At 71.6% G+C, this 16,039-nt stretch carries 13 protein-coding genes; 10 read left to right on the top strand and 3 right to left on the bottom strand.

Features of this window, described 5'->3' with window-relative positions:
• The first annotated feature begins 4 nt into the window (after positions 1-4).
• From tkt to FBY22_RS09790, 8 genes are all read left to right on the top strand, one after another.
• Positions 5-2,080, top strand: a complete 2,076-nt coding sequence (gene tkt / locus FBY22_RS09825) for a transketolase (RefSeq protein WP_142144196.1) — start codon at positions 5-7, stop codon at positions 2,078-2,080.
• 19 nt (positions 2,081-2,099) lie between these two features.
• Positions 2,100-3,245, top strand: coding sequence for a transaldolase (gene tal / locus FBY22_RS09820; protein WP_142144194.1), 1,146 nt, complete (start codon positions 2,100-2,102; stop codon positions 3,243-3,245).
• Positions 3,242-4,783 (top strand): glucose-6-phosphate dehydrogenase, encoded by a 1,542-nt coding sequence (gene zwf / locus FBY22_RS09815; RefSeq protein WP_142144192.1) that lies wholly within the window; start codon positions 3,242-3,244, stop codon positions 4,781-4,783. The genes tal and zwf overlap by 4 nt, the downstream gene beginning before the upstream one ends.
• On the top strand, positions 4,780-5,706 hold the full coding sequence (gene opcA, locus FBY22_RS09810) for a glucose-6-phosphate dehydrogenase assembly protein OpcA (RefSeq protein WP_142144191.1): 927 nt from the start codon (positions 4,780-4,782) through the stop codon (positions 5,704-5,706). The genes zwf and opcA overlap by 4 nt, the downstream gene beginning before the upstream one ends.
• Positions 5,706-7,352 (top strand): glucose-6-phosphate isomerase, encoded by a 1,647-nt coding sequence (gene pgi, locus FBY22_RS09805; RefSeq protein ID WP_142144189.1) that lies wholly within the window; start codon positions 5,706-5,708, stop codon positions 7,350-7,352. Before opcA ends, pgi begins: the two co-directional genes overlap by 1 nt.
• Positions 7,353-7,363: 11 nt before the next feature.
• Positions 7,364-8,242 (top strand): phosphogluconate dehydrogenase (NAD(+)-dependent, decarboxylating), encoded by an 879-nt coding sequence (gene gnd, locus FBY22_RS09800; RefSeq protein ID WP_260844972.1) that lies wholly within the window; start codon positions 7,364-7,366, stop codon positions 8,240-8,242.
• A 6-nt stretch (positions 8,243-8,248) separates the two neighbouring features.
• On the top strand, positions 8,249-8,842 hold the full coding sequence (locus FBY22_RS09795; protein WP_142144185.1) for a histidine phosphatase family protein: 594 nt from the start codon (positions 8,249-8,251) through the stop codon (positions 8,840-8,842).
• A gap of 106 nt (positions 8,843-8,948) precedes the next feature.
• Complete coding sequence (locus FBY22_RS09790) at positions 8,949-10,409, top strand: membrane-associated oxidoreductase (protein ID WP_142144184.1); 1,461 nt, start codon at positions 8,949-8,951, stop codon at positions 10,407-10,409.
• Here the strand turns inward: FBY22_RS09790 and FBY22_RS09785 are convergent.
• Together FBY22_RS09785 and FBY22_RS09780 are read right to left on the bottom strand one after the other, a co-directional pair.
• Positions 10,396-12,195 carry a sugar phosphate isomerase/epimerase and 4-hydroxyphenylpyruvate domain-containing protein gene (locus FBY22_RS09785; protein WP_142144182.1) on the bottom strand — a complete coding sequence of 600 codons (1,800 nt, stop codon included), beginning with the start codon at positions 12,193-12,195 and terminating at the stop codon, positions 10,396-10,398. The two genes, FBY22_RS09790 and FBY22_RS09785, sit on opposite strands and share 14 nt — an antisense overlap.
• Before the next feature lie 16 nt (positions 12,196-12,211).
• Positions 12,212-13,087, bottom strand: coding sequence for a shikimate dehydrogenase (locus FBY22_RS09780; protein ID WP_142144180.1), 876 nt, complete (start codon positions 13,085-13,087; stop codon positions 12,212-12,214).
• Between the two features lie 144 nt (positions 13,088-13,231).
• Here FBY22_RS09780 and FBY22_RS09775 point away from each other — a divergent pair, with 144 nt between their 5' ends.
• A complete protein-coding gene (locus FBY22_RS09775) occupies positions 13,232-13,897 on the top strand; it encodes a TetR/AcrR family transcriptional regulator (protein WP_142144178.1) in 666 nt (221 codons plus the stop codon).
• 190 nt (positions 13,898-14,087) lie between these two features.
• Positions 14,088-15,434 (top strand): MFS transporter, encoded by a 1,347-nt coding sequence (locus FBY22_RS09770; RefSeq protein ID WP_142144176.1) that lies wholly within the window; start codon positions 14,088-14,090, stop codon positions 15,432-15,434.
• A 191-nt stretch (positions 15,435-15,625) separates the two neighbouring features.
• Here FBY22_RS09770 and FBY22_RS09765 read toward each other — a convergent pair whose 3' ends face one another.
• Positions 15,626-16,000, bottom strand: a complete 375-nt coding sequence (locus tag FBY22_RS09765) for a VOC family protein (RefSeq protein ID WP_142144175.1) — start codon at positions 15,998-16,000, stop codon at positions 15,626-15,628.
• Positions 16,001-16,039: the final 39 nt, after the last annotated feature.

Below are 16,039 nucleotides of genomic sequence, written 5' to 3'. Positions count from 1 at the left end.
GAAGATGAGTACGCAGACACCGGACAGCTTCGAATGGACCGAGCTCGACCGTCGGGCCGTCGACACGGCCCGTCTGCTCGCGGCCGACGCCGTGCAGAAGGTCGGCAACGGCCACCCGGGCACCGCCATGAGCCTCGCCCCGGCGGCGTACACGATCTTTCAGAAGTTGATGCGTCACGATCCTGCCGACCCGGAGTGGACCGGCCGTGACCGGTTCGTCCTCTCCCCCGGACACACCTCGCTGACCCTGTACACCCAGCTCTTCCTCGCCGGATACGAGGTCGAGCTGGACGATCTGAAGGCCTTCCGCACGCACGGGTCGCGGACCCCCGGCCACCCGGAGTACGGGCACACCGCCGGTGTGGAGACCACCACCGGCCCGCTCGGCCAGGGCGCCGCCAACGCCGTCGGCATGGCGATGGCCGCCCGCTACGAGCGCGGCCTGTTCGACCCCGAGGCCCCCGAGGGCACCTCCCCCTTCGACCACACCGTCTGGGCGATCGTCTCCGACGGCGACCTGGAGGAGGGCGTCTCCGCCGAGGCCTCCTCGATGGCCGGCCACCAGAAGCTCGGCAACCTGGTCTTCCTCTACGACGACAACCACATCTCCATCGAGGGCGACACCGCGACCGCGTTCTCCGAGGACGTGCTCAAGCGGTACGAGGCCTACGGCTGGCACACCCAGCGCGTCGAGCCCACGGAGAACGGCGACGTCGACGTGCCCGCGCTGTACGCGGCCCTGAAGGCGGCGCAGGCCGAGACCGGGCGCCCCTCGATCGTCGCGATGCGCACGATCATCGCCTGGCCCGCCCCGAACGCTCAGAACACCGAGGCCTCCCACGGCTCGGCGCTGGGCGCGGACGAGATCGCCGCCACCAAGCGCGTCCTCGGCTTCGACCCGGAGCAGTCCTTCCAGGTGGACGCCGACGTCCTCGCCCACGCCCGCCAGGCCCTGGACCGGGGTGCCGAGGCGCACGCGGCCTGGGACAAGCAGATCGACAAGTGGCGCGGCGCGAACCCCGAGCGGGCCGAGTTGTTCGACCGGATCGTGGCCGGCCGGCTCCCGGAGGGCTGGGAGGAGGCGCTGCCGGTGTTCGAGGAGGGCAAGGCCGTCGCGACACGTGCCGCCTCCGGCAAGGTGCTCCAGGCCCTCGGCGCCGTCCTGCCCGAGCTGTGGGGCGGCTCCGCCGACCTGGCCGGCTCGAACAACACCACCATCGACAAGACGTCGTCGTTCCTGCCGGAGGGCAACCCGCTGCCGGAGGCCGACCCCTACGGCCGAACCGTCCACTTCGGCATCCGCGAGTTCTCGATGGCCGCGGAGATGAACGGCATCGCCCTGCACGGCAACACCCGCATCTACGGCGGCACCTTCCTGGTGTTCTCCGACTACATGCGCAACGCGGTGCGGATGTCGGCGCTGATGCAGCTGCCCGTCACCTACGTGTGGACGCACGACTCCATCGGCCTCGGCGAGGACGGCCCCACGCACCAGCCGGTCGAGCACCTCGCCTCCCTGCGCGCCATCCCCGGCCTGAACGTCGTCCGCCCGGCCGACGCCAACGAGACGGCGATCGCCTGGGCCGAGATCCTCAAGCGGCACGCCACCGACCCGGCCCCGCACGGTCTCGCGCTCACCCGCCAGGGAGTGCCGACGTACGCGCCCAACCCCGATGCGGCGAAGGGCGGTTACGTCCTGAAGGAGTCCTCGACGCAGACCCCGGACGTCGTCCTGATCGCCACCGGCTCCGAGGTGCAGCTCGCCGTCGCCGCGCGGGAACTGCTGGAGGCGGAGGGGGTCGGCGCGCGGGTGGTGTCGATGCCGTCCGTGGAGTGGTTCGAGGAGCAGCCGCGCGAGTACCGCGAGAGCGTCCTTCCGCCGTCCGTGCGAGCCCGTGTCGCCGTCGAGGCCGGGATCGGTCTGACGTGGTACCGCTTCACCGGTGACGCGGGACGCATCGTCTCCCTCGAGCACTTCGGCGCCTCCGCCGACGCCAAGACCCTGTTCGCCGAGTACGGCTTCACCCCCGAGAACGTCGCAGCGGCCGCCCGGGAATCCCTGGCCGCCGCCCGCGGTTGATCCGATCGCAAGAAAGAAGATGATCACAGTGACCGAAGTGACCGCGACCGCGGGAGCACTCAAGCGCCTGAGCGACGAAGGCGTCTCCATCTGGCTGGACGACCTCTCCCGCCGCCGGATCGAGTCCGGCAACCTCGCCGAACTCGTCGCGAACAGCAACGTGGTGGGCGTGACCACCAACCCTTCCATCTTCCAGGCCGCCATCGGCTCGGGCGCGGGCTACGAGGAGCAGCTCGCCGACCTGGCGGTGCGGGGCGTCACGGTCGAGGAGGCCGTGCGGATGATGACCACCGCGGACGTCCGCGCCGCCGCCGACGTCCTGCGGCCCGTGTACGACGCCACCGGCGGCCGGGACGGCCGGGTCTCCATCGAGGTCGATCCGCGTCTGGCCCACGACACGAAGGCCACAGTCGCCGAGGCCAGGCAGCTCGCCTGGCTCGTGGACCGCCCCAACGTCATGATCAAGATTCCGGCGACGAAGGCCGGCCTCCCGGCGATCACCGAGGTCATCGGCCTCGGCATCAGCGTCAACGTCACGCTGATCTTCTCCCTGGAGCGCTACCGCGAGGTCATGGACGCCTACCTCGCAGGCCTGGAGAAGGCACGGGCCGCGGGCCTCGACCTCTCCGTCATCCACTCCGTGGCCTCCTTCTTCGTCTCCCGTGTCGACTCCGAGGTCGACAAGCGGCTCTCCGCCCTCAGCTCCCCCGAGGCCGCCGCCCTCAAGGGCAAGGCGGCGCTGGCCAACGCACGCCTCGCCTACCAGGCCTACGAGGAGGTCTTCAGCGGAGAGCGCTGGACCGCCCTCGCCGGGGCGCGGGCCAACAAGCAGCGCCCGCTGTGGGCGTCGACCGGCGTGAAGGACCCGGCGTACAAGGACACCCTGTACGTCGACGAGCTGGTCGCGCCGGGCACCGTCAACACGATGCCGGAAGCCACCCTCAACGCCACCGCCGACCACGGCGAGATCACCGGCGACACGGTGACCGGCGGCTACGAGCAGGCCCACGCCGACCTGACCGCCGTGGAGGCGCTCGGCATCTCCTACGACGAGGTCGTGCAGCAGCTGGAGGACGAGGGCGTCGCCAAGTTCGAGGTGGCCTGGCAGGAGCTGCTGGACGCCGTCACGAAGTCTCTGAACAGCAAGGGGGCCGACGCGGAATGACCGAGATTCCCGCCACCGACTGGCAGAACCCGCTGCGCGACGCCCGGGACCGGCGGCTGCCGCGCATCGCCGGCCCGTCCGGGCTCGTCATCTTCGGCGTCACCGGTGACCTCTCCCGCAAGAAGCTGATGCCGGCCGTCTACGACCTGGCCAACCGCGGTCTGCTGCCGCCGGGCTTCTCCCTCGTCGGGTTCGCCCGCCGGGACTGGGAGGACCAGGACTTCGCGCAGGTCGTGCACGACGCGGTCCGCGAGCACGCGCGCACCGAGTTCCGCGAGGAGGTCTGGCAGCAGCTCGCCGAGGGCATGCGGTTCATCCCCGGCGACTTCGACGACGACACGGCGTTCGAGCAGCTGCGCAGCACCGTCGACGAGCTCGACAAGGCCCGCGGCACGAGCGGCAACTACGCCTTCTACCTCTCCGTACCGCCGAAGTTCTTCCCCAAGGTCGTCGAGCAGCTGAAGCAGCACGGCCTCGCGGATGCGCCCGAGGGTTCCTGGCGGCGCGCGGTCATCGAGAAGCCCTTCGGCCGCGATCTGGCCACCGCCCGGGAGCTGAACGCGCTCGTGCACGACGTGTTCGAGCCGGACCAGGTCTTCCGCATCGACCACTACCTGGGCAAGGAGACCGTCCAGAACATCCTGGCGCTGCGCTTCGCCAACGAGATGTACGAGCCCATCTGGAACCGGTCGTACGTCGACCACGTGCAGATCACCATGGCCGAGGACATCGGCATCGGCGGCCGCGCCGGCTACTACGACGGCATCGGCGCCGCCCGTGACGTCATCCAGAACCACCTGCTCCAGTTGATGGCCCTCACGGCCATGGAGGAGCCGGCCTCCTTCGACGCGGAGTCGCTGCTGACGGAGAAGCTGAAGGTGCTCAGGGCCGTGAAGGTGCCGGAGGACCTCGGCCGGCACACGGTGCGCGGGCAGTACGCGGCCGCCTGGCAGGGCGGCGAGAAGGTACGCGGCTACCTCGACGAGGACGGCATCGACCCGGCCTCGACGACGGACACGTACGCCGCCATAAAGCTCAACGTGGACAACCGGCGGTGGGCGGGCGTGCCGTTCTACCTGCGGGCCGGCAAGCGGCTCGGCCGTCGCGTCACCGAGATCGCGGTCGTCTTCCAGCGGGCGCCGCACTCCCCCTTCGACTCGACCGCGACCGAGGAGCTGGGCGAGAACGCGATCGTCATCCGCGTCCAGCCCGACGAGGGCATGACGGTCCGCTTCGGCTCCAAGGTGCCGGGCACCTCCATGGAGATCCGGGACGTGTCGATGGACTTCGCCTACGGCGAGTCCTTCACGGAGTCCAGCCCTGAGGCGTACGAGCGGCTCATCCTGGACGTGCTGCTCGGCGACGCCAACCTTTTCCCCCGTCACCAGGAAGTGGAAGAGTCCTGGAAGATCCTCGACCCGATCGAGGAGTACTGGGCGAAGAACGGCAAGCCGGCGCAGTACGCCTCGGGGACCTGGGGACCCGGGGAAGCCGACGAGATGCTCGCACGAGACGGACGGAGCTGGCGCAGGCCATGAAGATCGACCTGACCGACACCACGGCAAGCAAGATCAACAAGGCGCTGGTGCAGGGTCGCCGCGCCCTGGGCACGCCCGCCGTGGGCATGGTCCTGACGATGGTGATCGTCACGGACGAGGAGAACGCCTACGACGCGATCAAGGCGGCCGAGGAGGCCTCGCACGAGCATCCCTCGCGCACCCTGGTCGTCATCAGGCGGCAGGCCCGTACCCCGCGCGACCGCATCGCGTCCAAGCTGGACGCCGAGGTGCGGGTGGGCTCCGACGCGGGCACCGGCGAGACGGTGGTGCTGCGCACCTACGGCGAGGTGTCCGACCACGCCGACTCGGTCGTGCTGCCGCTGCTGCTGCCGGACGCGCCGGTCGTCGTGTGGTGGCCGGTGGACGCGCCGGACAACCCCTCGAAGGACCCGCTGGGCGCGCTCGCGCAGCGCAGGATCACCGACCTGTACGCGGTGGAGAACCCGCTCCAGGAGCTGGAGACCCGCAGGCGTTCCTACGCCCCCGGCGACACCGACCTCGCCTGGACCCGGCTGACGCCGTGGCGTTCGATGCTGGCCGCCGCCCTGGACCAGGCCCGCGCCCAGATCATCTCGGGCGCGGTGGAGGCCGAGGCGGAGAACCCGGCGGCCGAGCTGCTGGCGCGCTGGCTGGAGGCGCGGCTGAACGTGAAGATCGACCGCGTGGTCACCGCGGGGCCGGTCGTCACCGCGGTCCGCCTGGGCACGGTCGACGGCGAGATCGTCATCGACCGCCCGGAGGGCCCGCTGGCCACCCTGTCCCTGCCGGGCCAGCCGTCCCGCACCCTCGCGCTGAAGGTGCGCACCACCTCCGAACTCATCGCCGAGGAGCTGCGCCGCCTCGACGCCGACGAGATGTACGCCGTGGCCCTGCGGGCCGAGGCCGCCAAGGAGACCGTCTGATGTCCGACAACCCCCAGCTCTCCCGGCGCCCCGAGTGGACCGCGCTCGAGGACCACCGCGCCCAGGGGCAGCCGCAGTTGCGTGAGCTGTTCGCGACGGACCCGGGGCGCGCGGAGCGGTACGTGGTGCGCGTGGGCGACCTGCGCATCGACTACTCCAAGCACCTCGTCACCGACGAGACGCTCGCGTTGCTGCAGGAACTGGCCACCGCCACCGACGTGTTCGGGCTGCGGGACGCCATGTTCCGCGGTGAGCGGATCAACCTCACCGAGGACCGTGCCGTCCTGCACACCGCGCTGCGCGCCGCGCGGGACGCGGTGGTCGAGGTCGACGGCGAGAACGTGGTGCCGAAGGTTCACGAAGTCCTCGACAAGATGAGCGACTTCGCCGGACGGGTCCGCTCCGGCGAGTGGACCGGCCACACCGGAAGGCGCATCAGGAACGTCGTCAACATCGGCATCGGTGGCTCCGACCTCGGTCCGGCGATGGCCTACGAGGCCCTGCGGGCCTTCACTGCGCGGGAGTTGACGTTCCGGTTCGTGTCGAACGTCGACGGGGCCGACCTGCACGAGGCGGTCCGCGACCTGGACCCGGCGGAGACGCTGTTCATCGTCGCGTCCAAGACGTTCACCACCATCGAGACGATCACCAACGCGACCTCCGCCCGCTCCTGGCTGCTGGCCGGCCTCGGTGGGGACGACAAGGCGGTGGCCCGGCACTTCGTGGCGCTGTCGACGAACGCCGAGAAGGTCACGGCCTTCGGCATCGACCCTGACAACATGTTCGAGTTCTGGGACTGGGTCGGCGGCCGCTACTCCTACGACTCCGCGATCGGCCTGTCCCTGATGATCGCCATCGGCCCGGACCGCTTCCGCGAGATGCTCGACGGCTTCCGCATCGTCGACGAGCACTTCCGCACCGCCCCCGCCGAGGCCAACGCCCCGCTGCTGCTGGGCCTGCTGGGCATCTGGTACGGCAACTTCTTCGACGCCCAGTCGCACGCGGTGCTGCCGTACAGCCACTACCTCTCCAAGTTCACCGCGTACCTCCAGCAGCTGGACATGGAGTCCAACGGCAAGTCGGTGCAGCGCGACGGACAGCCGGTGGGCTGGCAGACCGGACCGGTGGTGTGGGGCACGCCCGGCACCAACGGCCAGCACGCCTACTACCAGTTGATCCATCAGGGCACGAAGCTGATCCCCGCGGACTTCATCGGCTTCGCCCGCCCGGTCGGCGAACTGAGCGACGAACTCAAGGCCCAGCACGACCTGTTGATGGCCAACCTGTTCGCGCAGGGCCAGGCGCTGGCGTTCGGCAAGACCGCGGAGGAGGTCCGTGCGGAGGGGGTTCCCGAGGAGCAGGTCGCGCACCGCACCTTCAACGGCAACCACCCCACCACCACCATCCTGGCCCGCGAGCTGACGCCCTCGGTCCTCGGCCAGCTGATCGCCCTCTACGAGCACAAGGTGTTCGTGCAGGGCGCGGTCTGGAACATCGACTCCTTCGACCAGTGGGGCGTCGAGCTCGGCAAGGTGCTCGCCAAGCGCGTCGAGCCCGCCCTGACCGAGGGCGCGGACGTCCCCGGCCTCGACCCCTCCACCACCGCACTCGTGGCCGCCTACCGCGACCTCAAGGAAGGCAACTGAACATGACAGCGATGCAGCTGGGCCTCATCGGTCTGGGCAAGATGGGCGGCAACATGCGCGAGCGGCTCCGCCGCGCCGGCCACACCGTCATCGGCTACGACCGCAATCCCGAGCTCTCCGACGCGGCGAGCCTCGCCGACCTGGTCGACAAGCTCGAAGCCCCCCGCGTGGTCTGGGTGATGGTCCCGGCCGGCGGCCCGACCCAGTCGGTCGTGGACGAGCTGGGCGACCTCCTCTCCCCCGGCGACACCGTCGTGGACGGCGGCAACTCCCGCTGGACCGACGACGAGAAGCACGCCGCCGAACTCGGCGCCAAGGGCATCGGCTTCGTCGACGCGGGCGTCTCCGGTGGCGTGTGGGGGCTGCAGAACGGCTACGCGCTCATGGTCGGCGGCGACAAGGAGCACGTCGAGCGGCTCCAGCCGATCTTCGACGCGCTCAAGCCGGAGGGCCCGTACGGCTATGTCCACGCGGGCAAGGTCGGCGCCGGGCACTTCTCCAAGATGGTCCACAACGGCATCGAGTACGCCATGATGCAGGCCTACGCCGAGGGCTGGGAGCTGCTGGAGAAGGTCGACTCCGTGGACAACGTCCGCGAGGTCTTCCGCTCCTGGCAGGAGGGCACGGTCATCCGCTCCTGGCTGCTGGACCTCGCGGTCAACGCCCTCGACGAGGACCCGCACCTGGACAAGCTGAAGGGCTTCGCGCAGGACTCCGGCGAGGGCCGGTGGACGGTCGAGGCGGCCATCGACAACGCCGTGCCGCTGCCCGCCATCACGGCCTCCCTCTTCGCGCGGTTCTCCTCCCGCCAGGACGACTCGCCGCAGATGAAGATGGTCGCCGCGCTGCGCAACCAGTTCGGCGGCCACGCCGTCGAGTCGAAGAAGTAGCGTGCCATGGGTGACCTCCTCCTGGTCCGTCACGGCGAGACCGAGTGGAGCGCCTCGGGACAGCACACCAGCTTCACGGACCTGCCCCTCACCCACCGCGGTGAGGAGCAGGCCAAGTCCCTCGCTCCGCTCCTCGCCCGGCGGACGTACGCACTCGCCCTCACCAGCCCGCTGACCCGCGCCGTCCGGACCGCCGAACTGGCGGGCCTGACCGGCACGGCCGTCGAGCCGAACCTGCACGAGTGGAACTACGGCGCCTACGAGGGCATCACCACCGTCGAGATCCACCGCACCCGTCCGCACTGGGACCTGTGGCTGCACGGCGTCCCGCCTGGCGGCGAGGGCCGGCCGGGCGAGTCGCCGGCCGAGGTCGGCGAGCGGGCCGACCGGGTGCTGTCCCGGGTCGACGCCGCCCTGCAGAACAGCACGGGTGACGTGATCCTGGTCGCCCACGGTCACTTCCTGCGCGTGCTGACGGCACGCCGGCTGGGGCTGTCCCCGGCCGAGGGCAGGCTGTTCCAGCTGGCGACGGGGACGGTCGGCCGGCTGTCCACCGAGCACGGCCACCCGGTCATCGCCGAGTGGAACACCCGGCCTTAGGACCGCGACCGGCACCGGCCACACGAACGGCCTCGCTCAACACCCCTGGTGGAGCGAGGCCGTTGGCGTAGTGGCCGGACCCGGGACTGACTAGAGTTCCCGGGTTGTGGAGATCAACGAGCTGACGGAGGCCGAGCGGCGGGTGTGGCGGGCGTTCGCCACAGGGGCGGCCGTCGACTTCCGCGCGGGCGACGACGAGGACCCGGTGGAGGGCGCCCGGTGGGGGCCCGAACGGACCGTACGGGCAAGCGTGTTGCGCGCCCTGTTGCTCAACGGGCCCCAGGAGCCGGGGGAGATAGCGGCGCTCAAGCTGGCCGGGGCCCGGATCATCGGGGTGCTCGACCTGCGCTACGGCGCGACCGACTTTGCCGTCCGGCTGAGCCACTGCCACTTCCACGAGGTTCCGGAGCTGTACGGCGCCCGGTTCCGCCAGCTCAACCTGAGCCACTCGGCGCTGCCCGGCCTGGTCGCGGCCACCCTGCGCGTGGAGGGAGTGCTGCGGCTGACCGACTGCCGGATCACCGGGCCCGTGCGGCTCGGCGGGGCCCACATCTCCGGTGCGCTGTTCCTGGAGCGGGCGCGGCTGTCGGCGCCGGACGACCCCGAGCCGGTGCTGCGGCTGCACCACGCCGAGATCGGGGACGACCTGTGGGCACCGGGCATGCGGGCCGACGGCCAGGCGCAGCTCGACGGGGCGGCCGTCGCCGGCACGGTGAACCTGGAGGGGGCGCACTTCCGCAACCCCGGGGCCACCGCGCTGAGCGCCCTGAACCTCGACGCCGGCTCCGATGTGCGGATGCGGCAGGTGCGGGCCGAGGGGCGGATCGACTTCCGCGGCTGCCGGATACCGGGCCGGCTCGAACTGACCCTGTCCCGGCTCTCCAACCCCGGCGGGACGGCGCTGCGCGTCAGCAGCGGCACCGTCGGAGAGCTGTGGCTGCGCCGGAGCGAACCCGTCGACGGCATCCTCAATCTGCGTCGCGCGCGTCTCGACGTCCTGTACCTCGACCCGGAGGTGCTGCCGCAGCGGGTCTTCCTCAGCGACCTCACCTACACCACCCTCACCCCGCACGAGCCCGCCGAGCGCCGCCTGCCCATGCTGGAGCGCGACCCCCGGTACGAGCCCCACGCCTACGAGCAGCTGACCGCCGCCTACCGCCGCATCGGCGACGACTACGCCGCCCGCCTGGTCCAGCTCGCCAAACAGCGCCGCCTGCGCACCACCCGCGCCTGGTACGGCCGCCTGTGGGGGTACGTCCAGGACGCCACCGTCGGCTACGGCTTCCGTCCGCTGCGGGCGGCCGTCTGGCTGCTGTCGCTGCTCGCGATCGGCTCGATCGCGTACGCGGTGCACCATCCCCGGCCCCTGAAGGCGTCGGAGGCCCCGCACTTCAACCCGGTCTTCTACACCCTCGACCTGCTCCTGCCCGTGATCTCCTTCGGCCAGGAGGACGCCTTCGCCCCGTCCGGCTGGCACCAGTACCTCGCCTACGGCCTGATCATCACCGGCTGGATCCTGGCCACCACCGTCGTCACCGGCGTGACCAGGAGCGTCAGCCGCCAGTGAGCCGGCGCACCGCGTGCTGGGCGGCCAGCCGGACGGGGGCGTTGGCCGCGCCGTAGCCGCGGTAGCCGCCGTCGCGCTGGACCAGTTCGAAGAAGACGCGGCCCACGGTCCGGGTGTAGCAGTGCCGGAACTCCCCGTACGCGTCACGGTCGTAGAGGATGCCCAGTTCGCGATACGTCTCCAGCTCTCCGTCGGCGAACTCGAACCGGGCGGCCAGGTCGTCGTGGTAGTTCGACGGCATCGGCAGCAGCGCGCCGCCCGCCGCCCGGAAGCGACGGGCCGCCGCCACCACGTCCGGGGTCGCCAGCGCGATGTGCTGGGCGTGGACGGTGTCGTCGGCCGGTGCCGCACCGACCGACAGGGCGATACGGACGCCGCCGCCGTCGCCCGTCACCGCGCGGCTGCGCAGCAGGCCGTAGGGGTCGGCGACGTCCACGCTCTCCTGGGCGGACAGGCCGAGGACGCCGCGGTGGAAGAGAGCGGCCTCGTCGAAGTGGTGCCAGGGCTGGACGAGCGCGAGGTGGTCGATGCCGGTCACCCCGGCGCCCTCGGCGGGCTGTCCGGTGTCCTCGAAGTCGGCCCGCCAGTCGGGGAGTCCGGGGCGGTCGGTGGCGCAGAAGAAGAGCTCCGTGCCGTCGGGGGCCGCCACGGCGTCCAGCGGGGCGTCCCCCTCGGCCCGCCTGCGCGGCAGCACCGGCGCGAGCAGCGCCTCGGCCCGGCGGGCGGCGCCGGCCGGATCCGGGGACTCCAGGCCGATCGCGGCGAGCCCGGTGCCGTCGCCGCGTCGTACGGGCGTGCCGGTGTTGACGAGGATGCGGGCCTCGCCCTGCTGCCACAGGTCGACCGGCTTGCCGCGGTGCCGGGCGCCGCGGGTGAAGCCCAGGGCGCCGAGCACTTCGGCGACCGGCTCGGCGTCTGGCGTGACCAGTTCGGCGAAGGCGACGCCGGTCGGGACGACGGGGGCGGGCAGGTCCGCCAGGCCCACCTGCTCCTCCAGGACGAGCAGGGAACGCTGCGCGTCCACCGCGGTGGGACCGGCCTCGGCCTGGCGGAAGACGTCGTTGAAGACCTCCAGGGAGAGCGGGCCGTCGTATCCCGTGCGCAGCACGTGCCGCACCAGGCCGGCCACGTCGAAGCCGCCCTGGCCGGGGAAGCAGCGGTAGTGGCGGCTCCACTGCAGGACGTCCATCGCGAGCAGCGGGGCGTCCGCGAGCTGGAGGAAGAAGATCTTCTCGCCGGGGATGTCCTCGATGCCCTTGGGGTCCGAGCCGCGCGAGAGGATGTGGAAGCTGTCCAGGCAGATGCCCAGCGCGGCGTGGCCGGCCGTCTCGACGACGTGCCATGCGTGGTCGTAGGTGCTGACGTGCCGGCCCCAGGCCAGCGCCTCGTAGGCGACGCGGACGCCGAAGTCCTGCGCGAGGTCGGCGAGTCGGCTCAGGTGCGCGGCGGCGAGGGCGTCGTCGTCGACGGCAAGCGGGTGGACGCTGGAGCAGACGAGGACCGTGTCGGCGCCGAGGCGCCGCATCAGCTCGAACTTGTGCCGGGCGCGCCGCAGGTTCCGCGTGAACTCCGCCTCCGGTACGGCCTCGATGTCCCGCATGGGCTGGTAGAGGTCGACGGTGAGGCCGAGGTCGGCGCACCGGGCGCGGATCTCCTCGGGGGTGAGGGGGCTCGCGAGCAGGTCGTTCTCGAAGATCTCGACGCCGTCGAAGCCGGCCCGGGAGGCCGCGGTCAGCTTCTCGGTGAGGGAGCCGCTGAGGGAGACGGTCGCGATGGACGTACGCACTTTCGGGTACCTCGCTTCAGTTCGCGGCGGTGACGGCGCCCGCGAGTTCGCCGATGTCGCGCAGCATGCGTGCCGTGTCGGGCTCACGGCCGGTGAAGAGGCGGAAGGCGTCCGCGGCCTGGAAGACGGCCATGCCGCCGCCGTCCAGCGTGGCGCAGCCCAACCCGCGTGCGGTGCGCAGCAGTTCGGTCTCCAGCGGGCGGTAGACGACCTCGGCCACCCACAGTCCAGGGCGCAGCAGTGCGGCGGCGAAGGGCAGGCCGGGGTGGGCGGCCATGCCGGTCGGCGTGGCGTGCACGACGCCGTCGGCCCGGTCGAGGAGCTCCGCGAGCCGGTCCGGGGTCGCGGCGGCGGCGCGCCCGGCGCCGAAGTGACGGTTCAGGGCGGCGGCGAGGCCGGCCGCCCGGTCGGCGAGCGCGTCCACGACGGTGACCCGCCCGGCTCCGAGGGTGAGCGTGGCGTGCGCGACGGCCGCCCCCGCCCCGCCGGCGCCGAGCTGCACGACCCGCTCCAGCGGTACGTCGGGCAGCCCGCGGGCGAAGGACGCGGCGAAGCCGGTGACGTCGGTGTTGTGGCCGATCGCGCGGCCGTCCTCGAAGACGATCGTGTTGACCGCGCCGAGGGCCTCGGCCTGCGGGGCGAGCGCGTCGAGGTGGTCGATGACCAGTTGCTTGCAGGGGTGGGTGATGTTCAGGCCGTCGAAGCCGAGGTCGCGGGCGGCCCGCACCAGGTCGCCGACCGCCTCCGGGCGCACGCCGAGGGTGTCGATGTCGATGAGCCGGTACAGGTAGCGCAGGCCCTGCCGGTCCGCTTCCCGCTCGTGCAGCGCCGGGCTGAGCGAGGGGCCGATGCCGGCGCCAATCAGTCCGACGAGATACGAGTCCTTGGTCACGCGGTCCTCCTGAGCCAGGGCGCTAATGTACGAACCAGTACGTTAGCTATATCAGCCGGACGGCTCCCCGGGAAGACCCCGCAGGGCGGTGCCCGGCGCTCCTTCTAGAATCTGCGGCACCGGCCGCACTCCCGAAGGAACCCGATGACCAGCGTCGACGAACCGGCACGACCGAACGGGCGGATCCGCGACGCCGCCCGCACCCAGGCCGAGATCCTCGACGTGGCCACCCAGGAGTTCGCGCGGGCCGGCTACGACGGCGCCCGGGTCGACGAGATCGCCGCCCGCACCCGTACCACCAAGCGGATGATCTACTACTACTTCGGCGGCAAGGAGCAGCTCTTCACGGCCGTCCTGGAGCGGGCGTACGGCGTGATCCGCGAGGCCGAGCAGCAGCTCGACGTCGACCACCTGGACCCGGTCGCGGCGATCCGGCGCCTGGCGGAGCTGACGTTCGACCACCACGAGCGGCACCCGGACTTCATCCGCCTGGTCAGCATCGAGAACATCCACGGCGCCGAGCACATCGCCGCCTCCGAGAAGCTCGGCAGGATGGGCTCCCCCGCCCTCGACGTGATCCGCCGCATCCTGGCCGCCGGGCAGGAGTCGGGCCTGTTCACGGCCGACGTCGACGCGGTCGACCTGCACGCGATGATCAGCTCGTTCTGCTTCTTCCGGGTCGCCAACCGGGCGACCTTCGGCGCCCTGTTCGACCGCGACCTGGTGGACCCGGGCCGGCGCGAGCACTACCGCGCCATGCTGGGCGACATGGTGATCGCCTACCTGACGGCGGAGCGGACCGCCGACTGAGGTCGTACGACGGCACCCCTTGACACCCGGGAAACGCGGCTGCAACATCCCTGGACCACCGCTACTAACTATCCAGTGCGTTAATTAGCCGGGTAGCACCCGGCGCGGCCGCCCCATCACCCCAGGGCTGCGGCACCTTCCCTCTCCGCTCACTCCACCTACGCTGGAGTTCCCCCGAAGGAGCACCGCCGTGTCGTCCGTCCCCGCCGAAGCCGTCGGGCAGCCGAAGAAGGCGGCCGCCGCCGCCTGGATCGGCAGCGCCCTGGAGTACTACGACTTCTTCATCTACGGCAGCGCGGCCGCGCTGATCTTCCCGAAGGTGTTCTTCGACGAGTCCGACCCCGCCACCGCGACCCTGCTGTCGCTGGCCACCTTCGGTGTCGCGTACGCGGCCCGGCCGGTCGGCGCGCTCTTCCTCGGCCACTTCGGCGACCGGCTCGGCCGCAAGAAGATCATGGTCTTCACGCTGATCCTGATGGGCCTGTCGACGTTCCTGATCGGCTGCCTGCCCACCCGCGCCCAGGTCGGCACCCTCGCGCCGGTCCTGCTCGTGCTGTGCCGGGTGTTGCAGGGCATCTCCGCCGCCGGCGAGCAGGCCAGCGCCAACTCCATGACCCTTGAGCACGCGCCGGGACACCGGCGGGGCTTCTTCACCAGCTTCACGCTCAGCGGCACCCAGGGCGGCCAGCTCATCGCCACCCTGGTCTTCATCCCCGTGGCGGCCCTGCCCGAGGACCAGTTGCTGTCGTGGGGCTGGCGGGTCCCGTTCTGGGCGAGCGTCGGCGTCGCGGCCGTCGGCTACGTCATCCGCCGCAAGCTGGAGGAGACACCGCTCTTCACGCGGCAGGCGGCCTCCTCCGAGGGGGTCGTGAAGCTGCCGCTGGCGGTGCTGATGCGCGAGCACTGGGCGGACGTACTGCGGGTGATCGCGGGCGCGCTGGTCGCCTCGGTCTCCACGATCTTCACGGTCTGGGCGCTCGCCTACGCCACCGGCGACGCCGTCGGCATGTCCCGCTCCTCGATGCTGTGGGTGGGCGCCCTCGCGAACCTCGTCGCGCTCGCGGCGATCCCGCTGTGGGCGACGCTGTCGGACCGCATCGGCCGCCGTCCGGTGTATCTGATCGGCGCGGCGGGCAGCGCGGTGGCGATGTTCGGGTACCTCTGGGCGATCTCCACCGGTGACTACCCGCTGACCCTGGTGCTGGGCGTCGTCGCCTTCGGTGTCGTCTACAGCGCCGCGAACGGTGTGTGGCCGTCCTTCTACGGCGAGATGTTCTCCACCCGGGTCCGCCTGTCCGGCATGGCGATCGGCACCCAGATCGGCTTCGCCGTGGCCGGTTTCGCGGTCACCTTCGCCGCCGAGATCGCTGGTCCCGACGGCAGCGACTGGTCCTCGGTGGCCCTGTTCACCGCGGCCCTGTGCGTCCCGCCGGTGATCGCCGCCCTCTCGGCCCGCGAGACGGCCAGGGTTCCCACCGAACGGCTCGGCGAGCGCCCGGCCGACGAGCCGGCCCGGCGGGAGACGGTGACGGCCTGACCCCCGGGTCGTGCGAGCCCCGGGCTCCGGCGGACCGCCTGCCCCCGGGGCTCGTGTCGTACGAGTCCGCGCCCCAGGCGTGGGAGATCGCGTGGTCGCCGGCGGATCTTCCCCCGCGCCGCGTGCGCGAGGTACGGACAGGCGGTTGCCGCGCCCCGGGGCGCGAACGTGGCGGGCAGCCGCTCCGTGGGTCACGGCCCCGGGGCCGGCACTCCAGCGGCTCCCCGCGGCCGCGGGTGCCGCGGCTCGTACACGGCGATCTCGCCGCCGCCCGGCATCCGGAAGGCCGTCACCCGGCCCCAGCTGACGTCCTGCACCGGACGCGGGAACTCCACTCCCGCCCGGGTCAGTTCGGCGACGGTCGCGTCCAGGTCGTCGCACATCAGCATCAGTTCGTGGGCGGGCTCGCCCTCGGTCGGATGGCAGGCGACCTCGGTGGGCGGCGCCTCGAAGATCAGCCAGCCGTGCCCGGCGTCGACGTACGCCCAGCCGAGGACGTCCCGGAGGAAGCGGCGGTCCGCCTCGGCGTCGCGGGAATGGATCACCATGTGTGCGCCATTGATCACGCGACGGAGCCTACGCACTCGTATCAGGAATGGAGAAGC

Source organism: Streptomyces sp. SLBN-31 (assembly GCF_006715395.1).
Taxonomy (GTDB): Bacteria; Actinomycetota; Actinomycetes; order Streptomycetales; family Streptomycetaceae; genus Streptomyces.
This window is presented reverse-complemented; position numbering and strand designations above follow the sequence as displayed.

Bases quoted from the DNA above. Each gene is read 5' to 3' on its own strand.
- FBY22_RS09795 (WP_142144185.1), top strand. From the start codon at position 8,249: ATGGGTGACCTCCTCCTGGTCCGTCACGGCGAGACCGAGTGGAGCGCC.
- opcA (WP_142144191.1), top strand. From the start codon at position 4,780: ATGAAGATCGACCTGACCGACACCACGGCAAGCAAGATCAACAAGGCG.
- tal (WP_142144194.1), top strand. From the start codon at position 2,100: ATGATCACAGTGACCGAAGTGACCGCGACCGCGGGAGCACTCAAGCGC.
- FBY22_RS09775 (WP_142144178.1), top strand. From the start codon at position 13,232: ATGACCAGCGTCGACGAACCGGCACGACCGAACGGGCGGATCCGCGAC.
- zwf (WP_142144192.1), top strand. From the start codon at position 3,242: ATGACCGAGATTCCCGCCACCGACTGGCAGAACCCGCTGCGCGACGCC.
- tkt (WP_142144196.1), top strand. From the start codon at position 5: ATGAGTACGCAGACACCGGACAGCTTCGAATGGACCGAGCTCGACCGT.
- pgi (WP_142144189.1), top strand. From the start codon at position 5,706: ATGTCCGACAACCCCCAGCTCTCCCGGCGCCCCGAGTGGACCGCGCTC.
- gnd (WP_260844972.1), top strand. From the start codon at position 7,364: ATGCAGCTGGGCCTCATCGGTCTGGGCAAGATGGGCGGCAACATGCGC.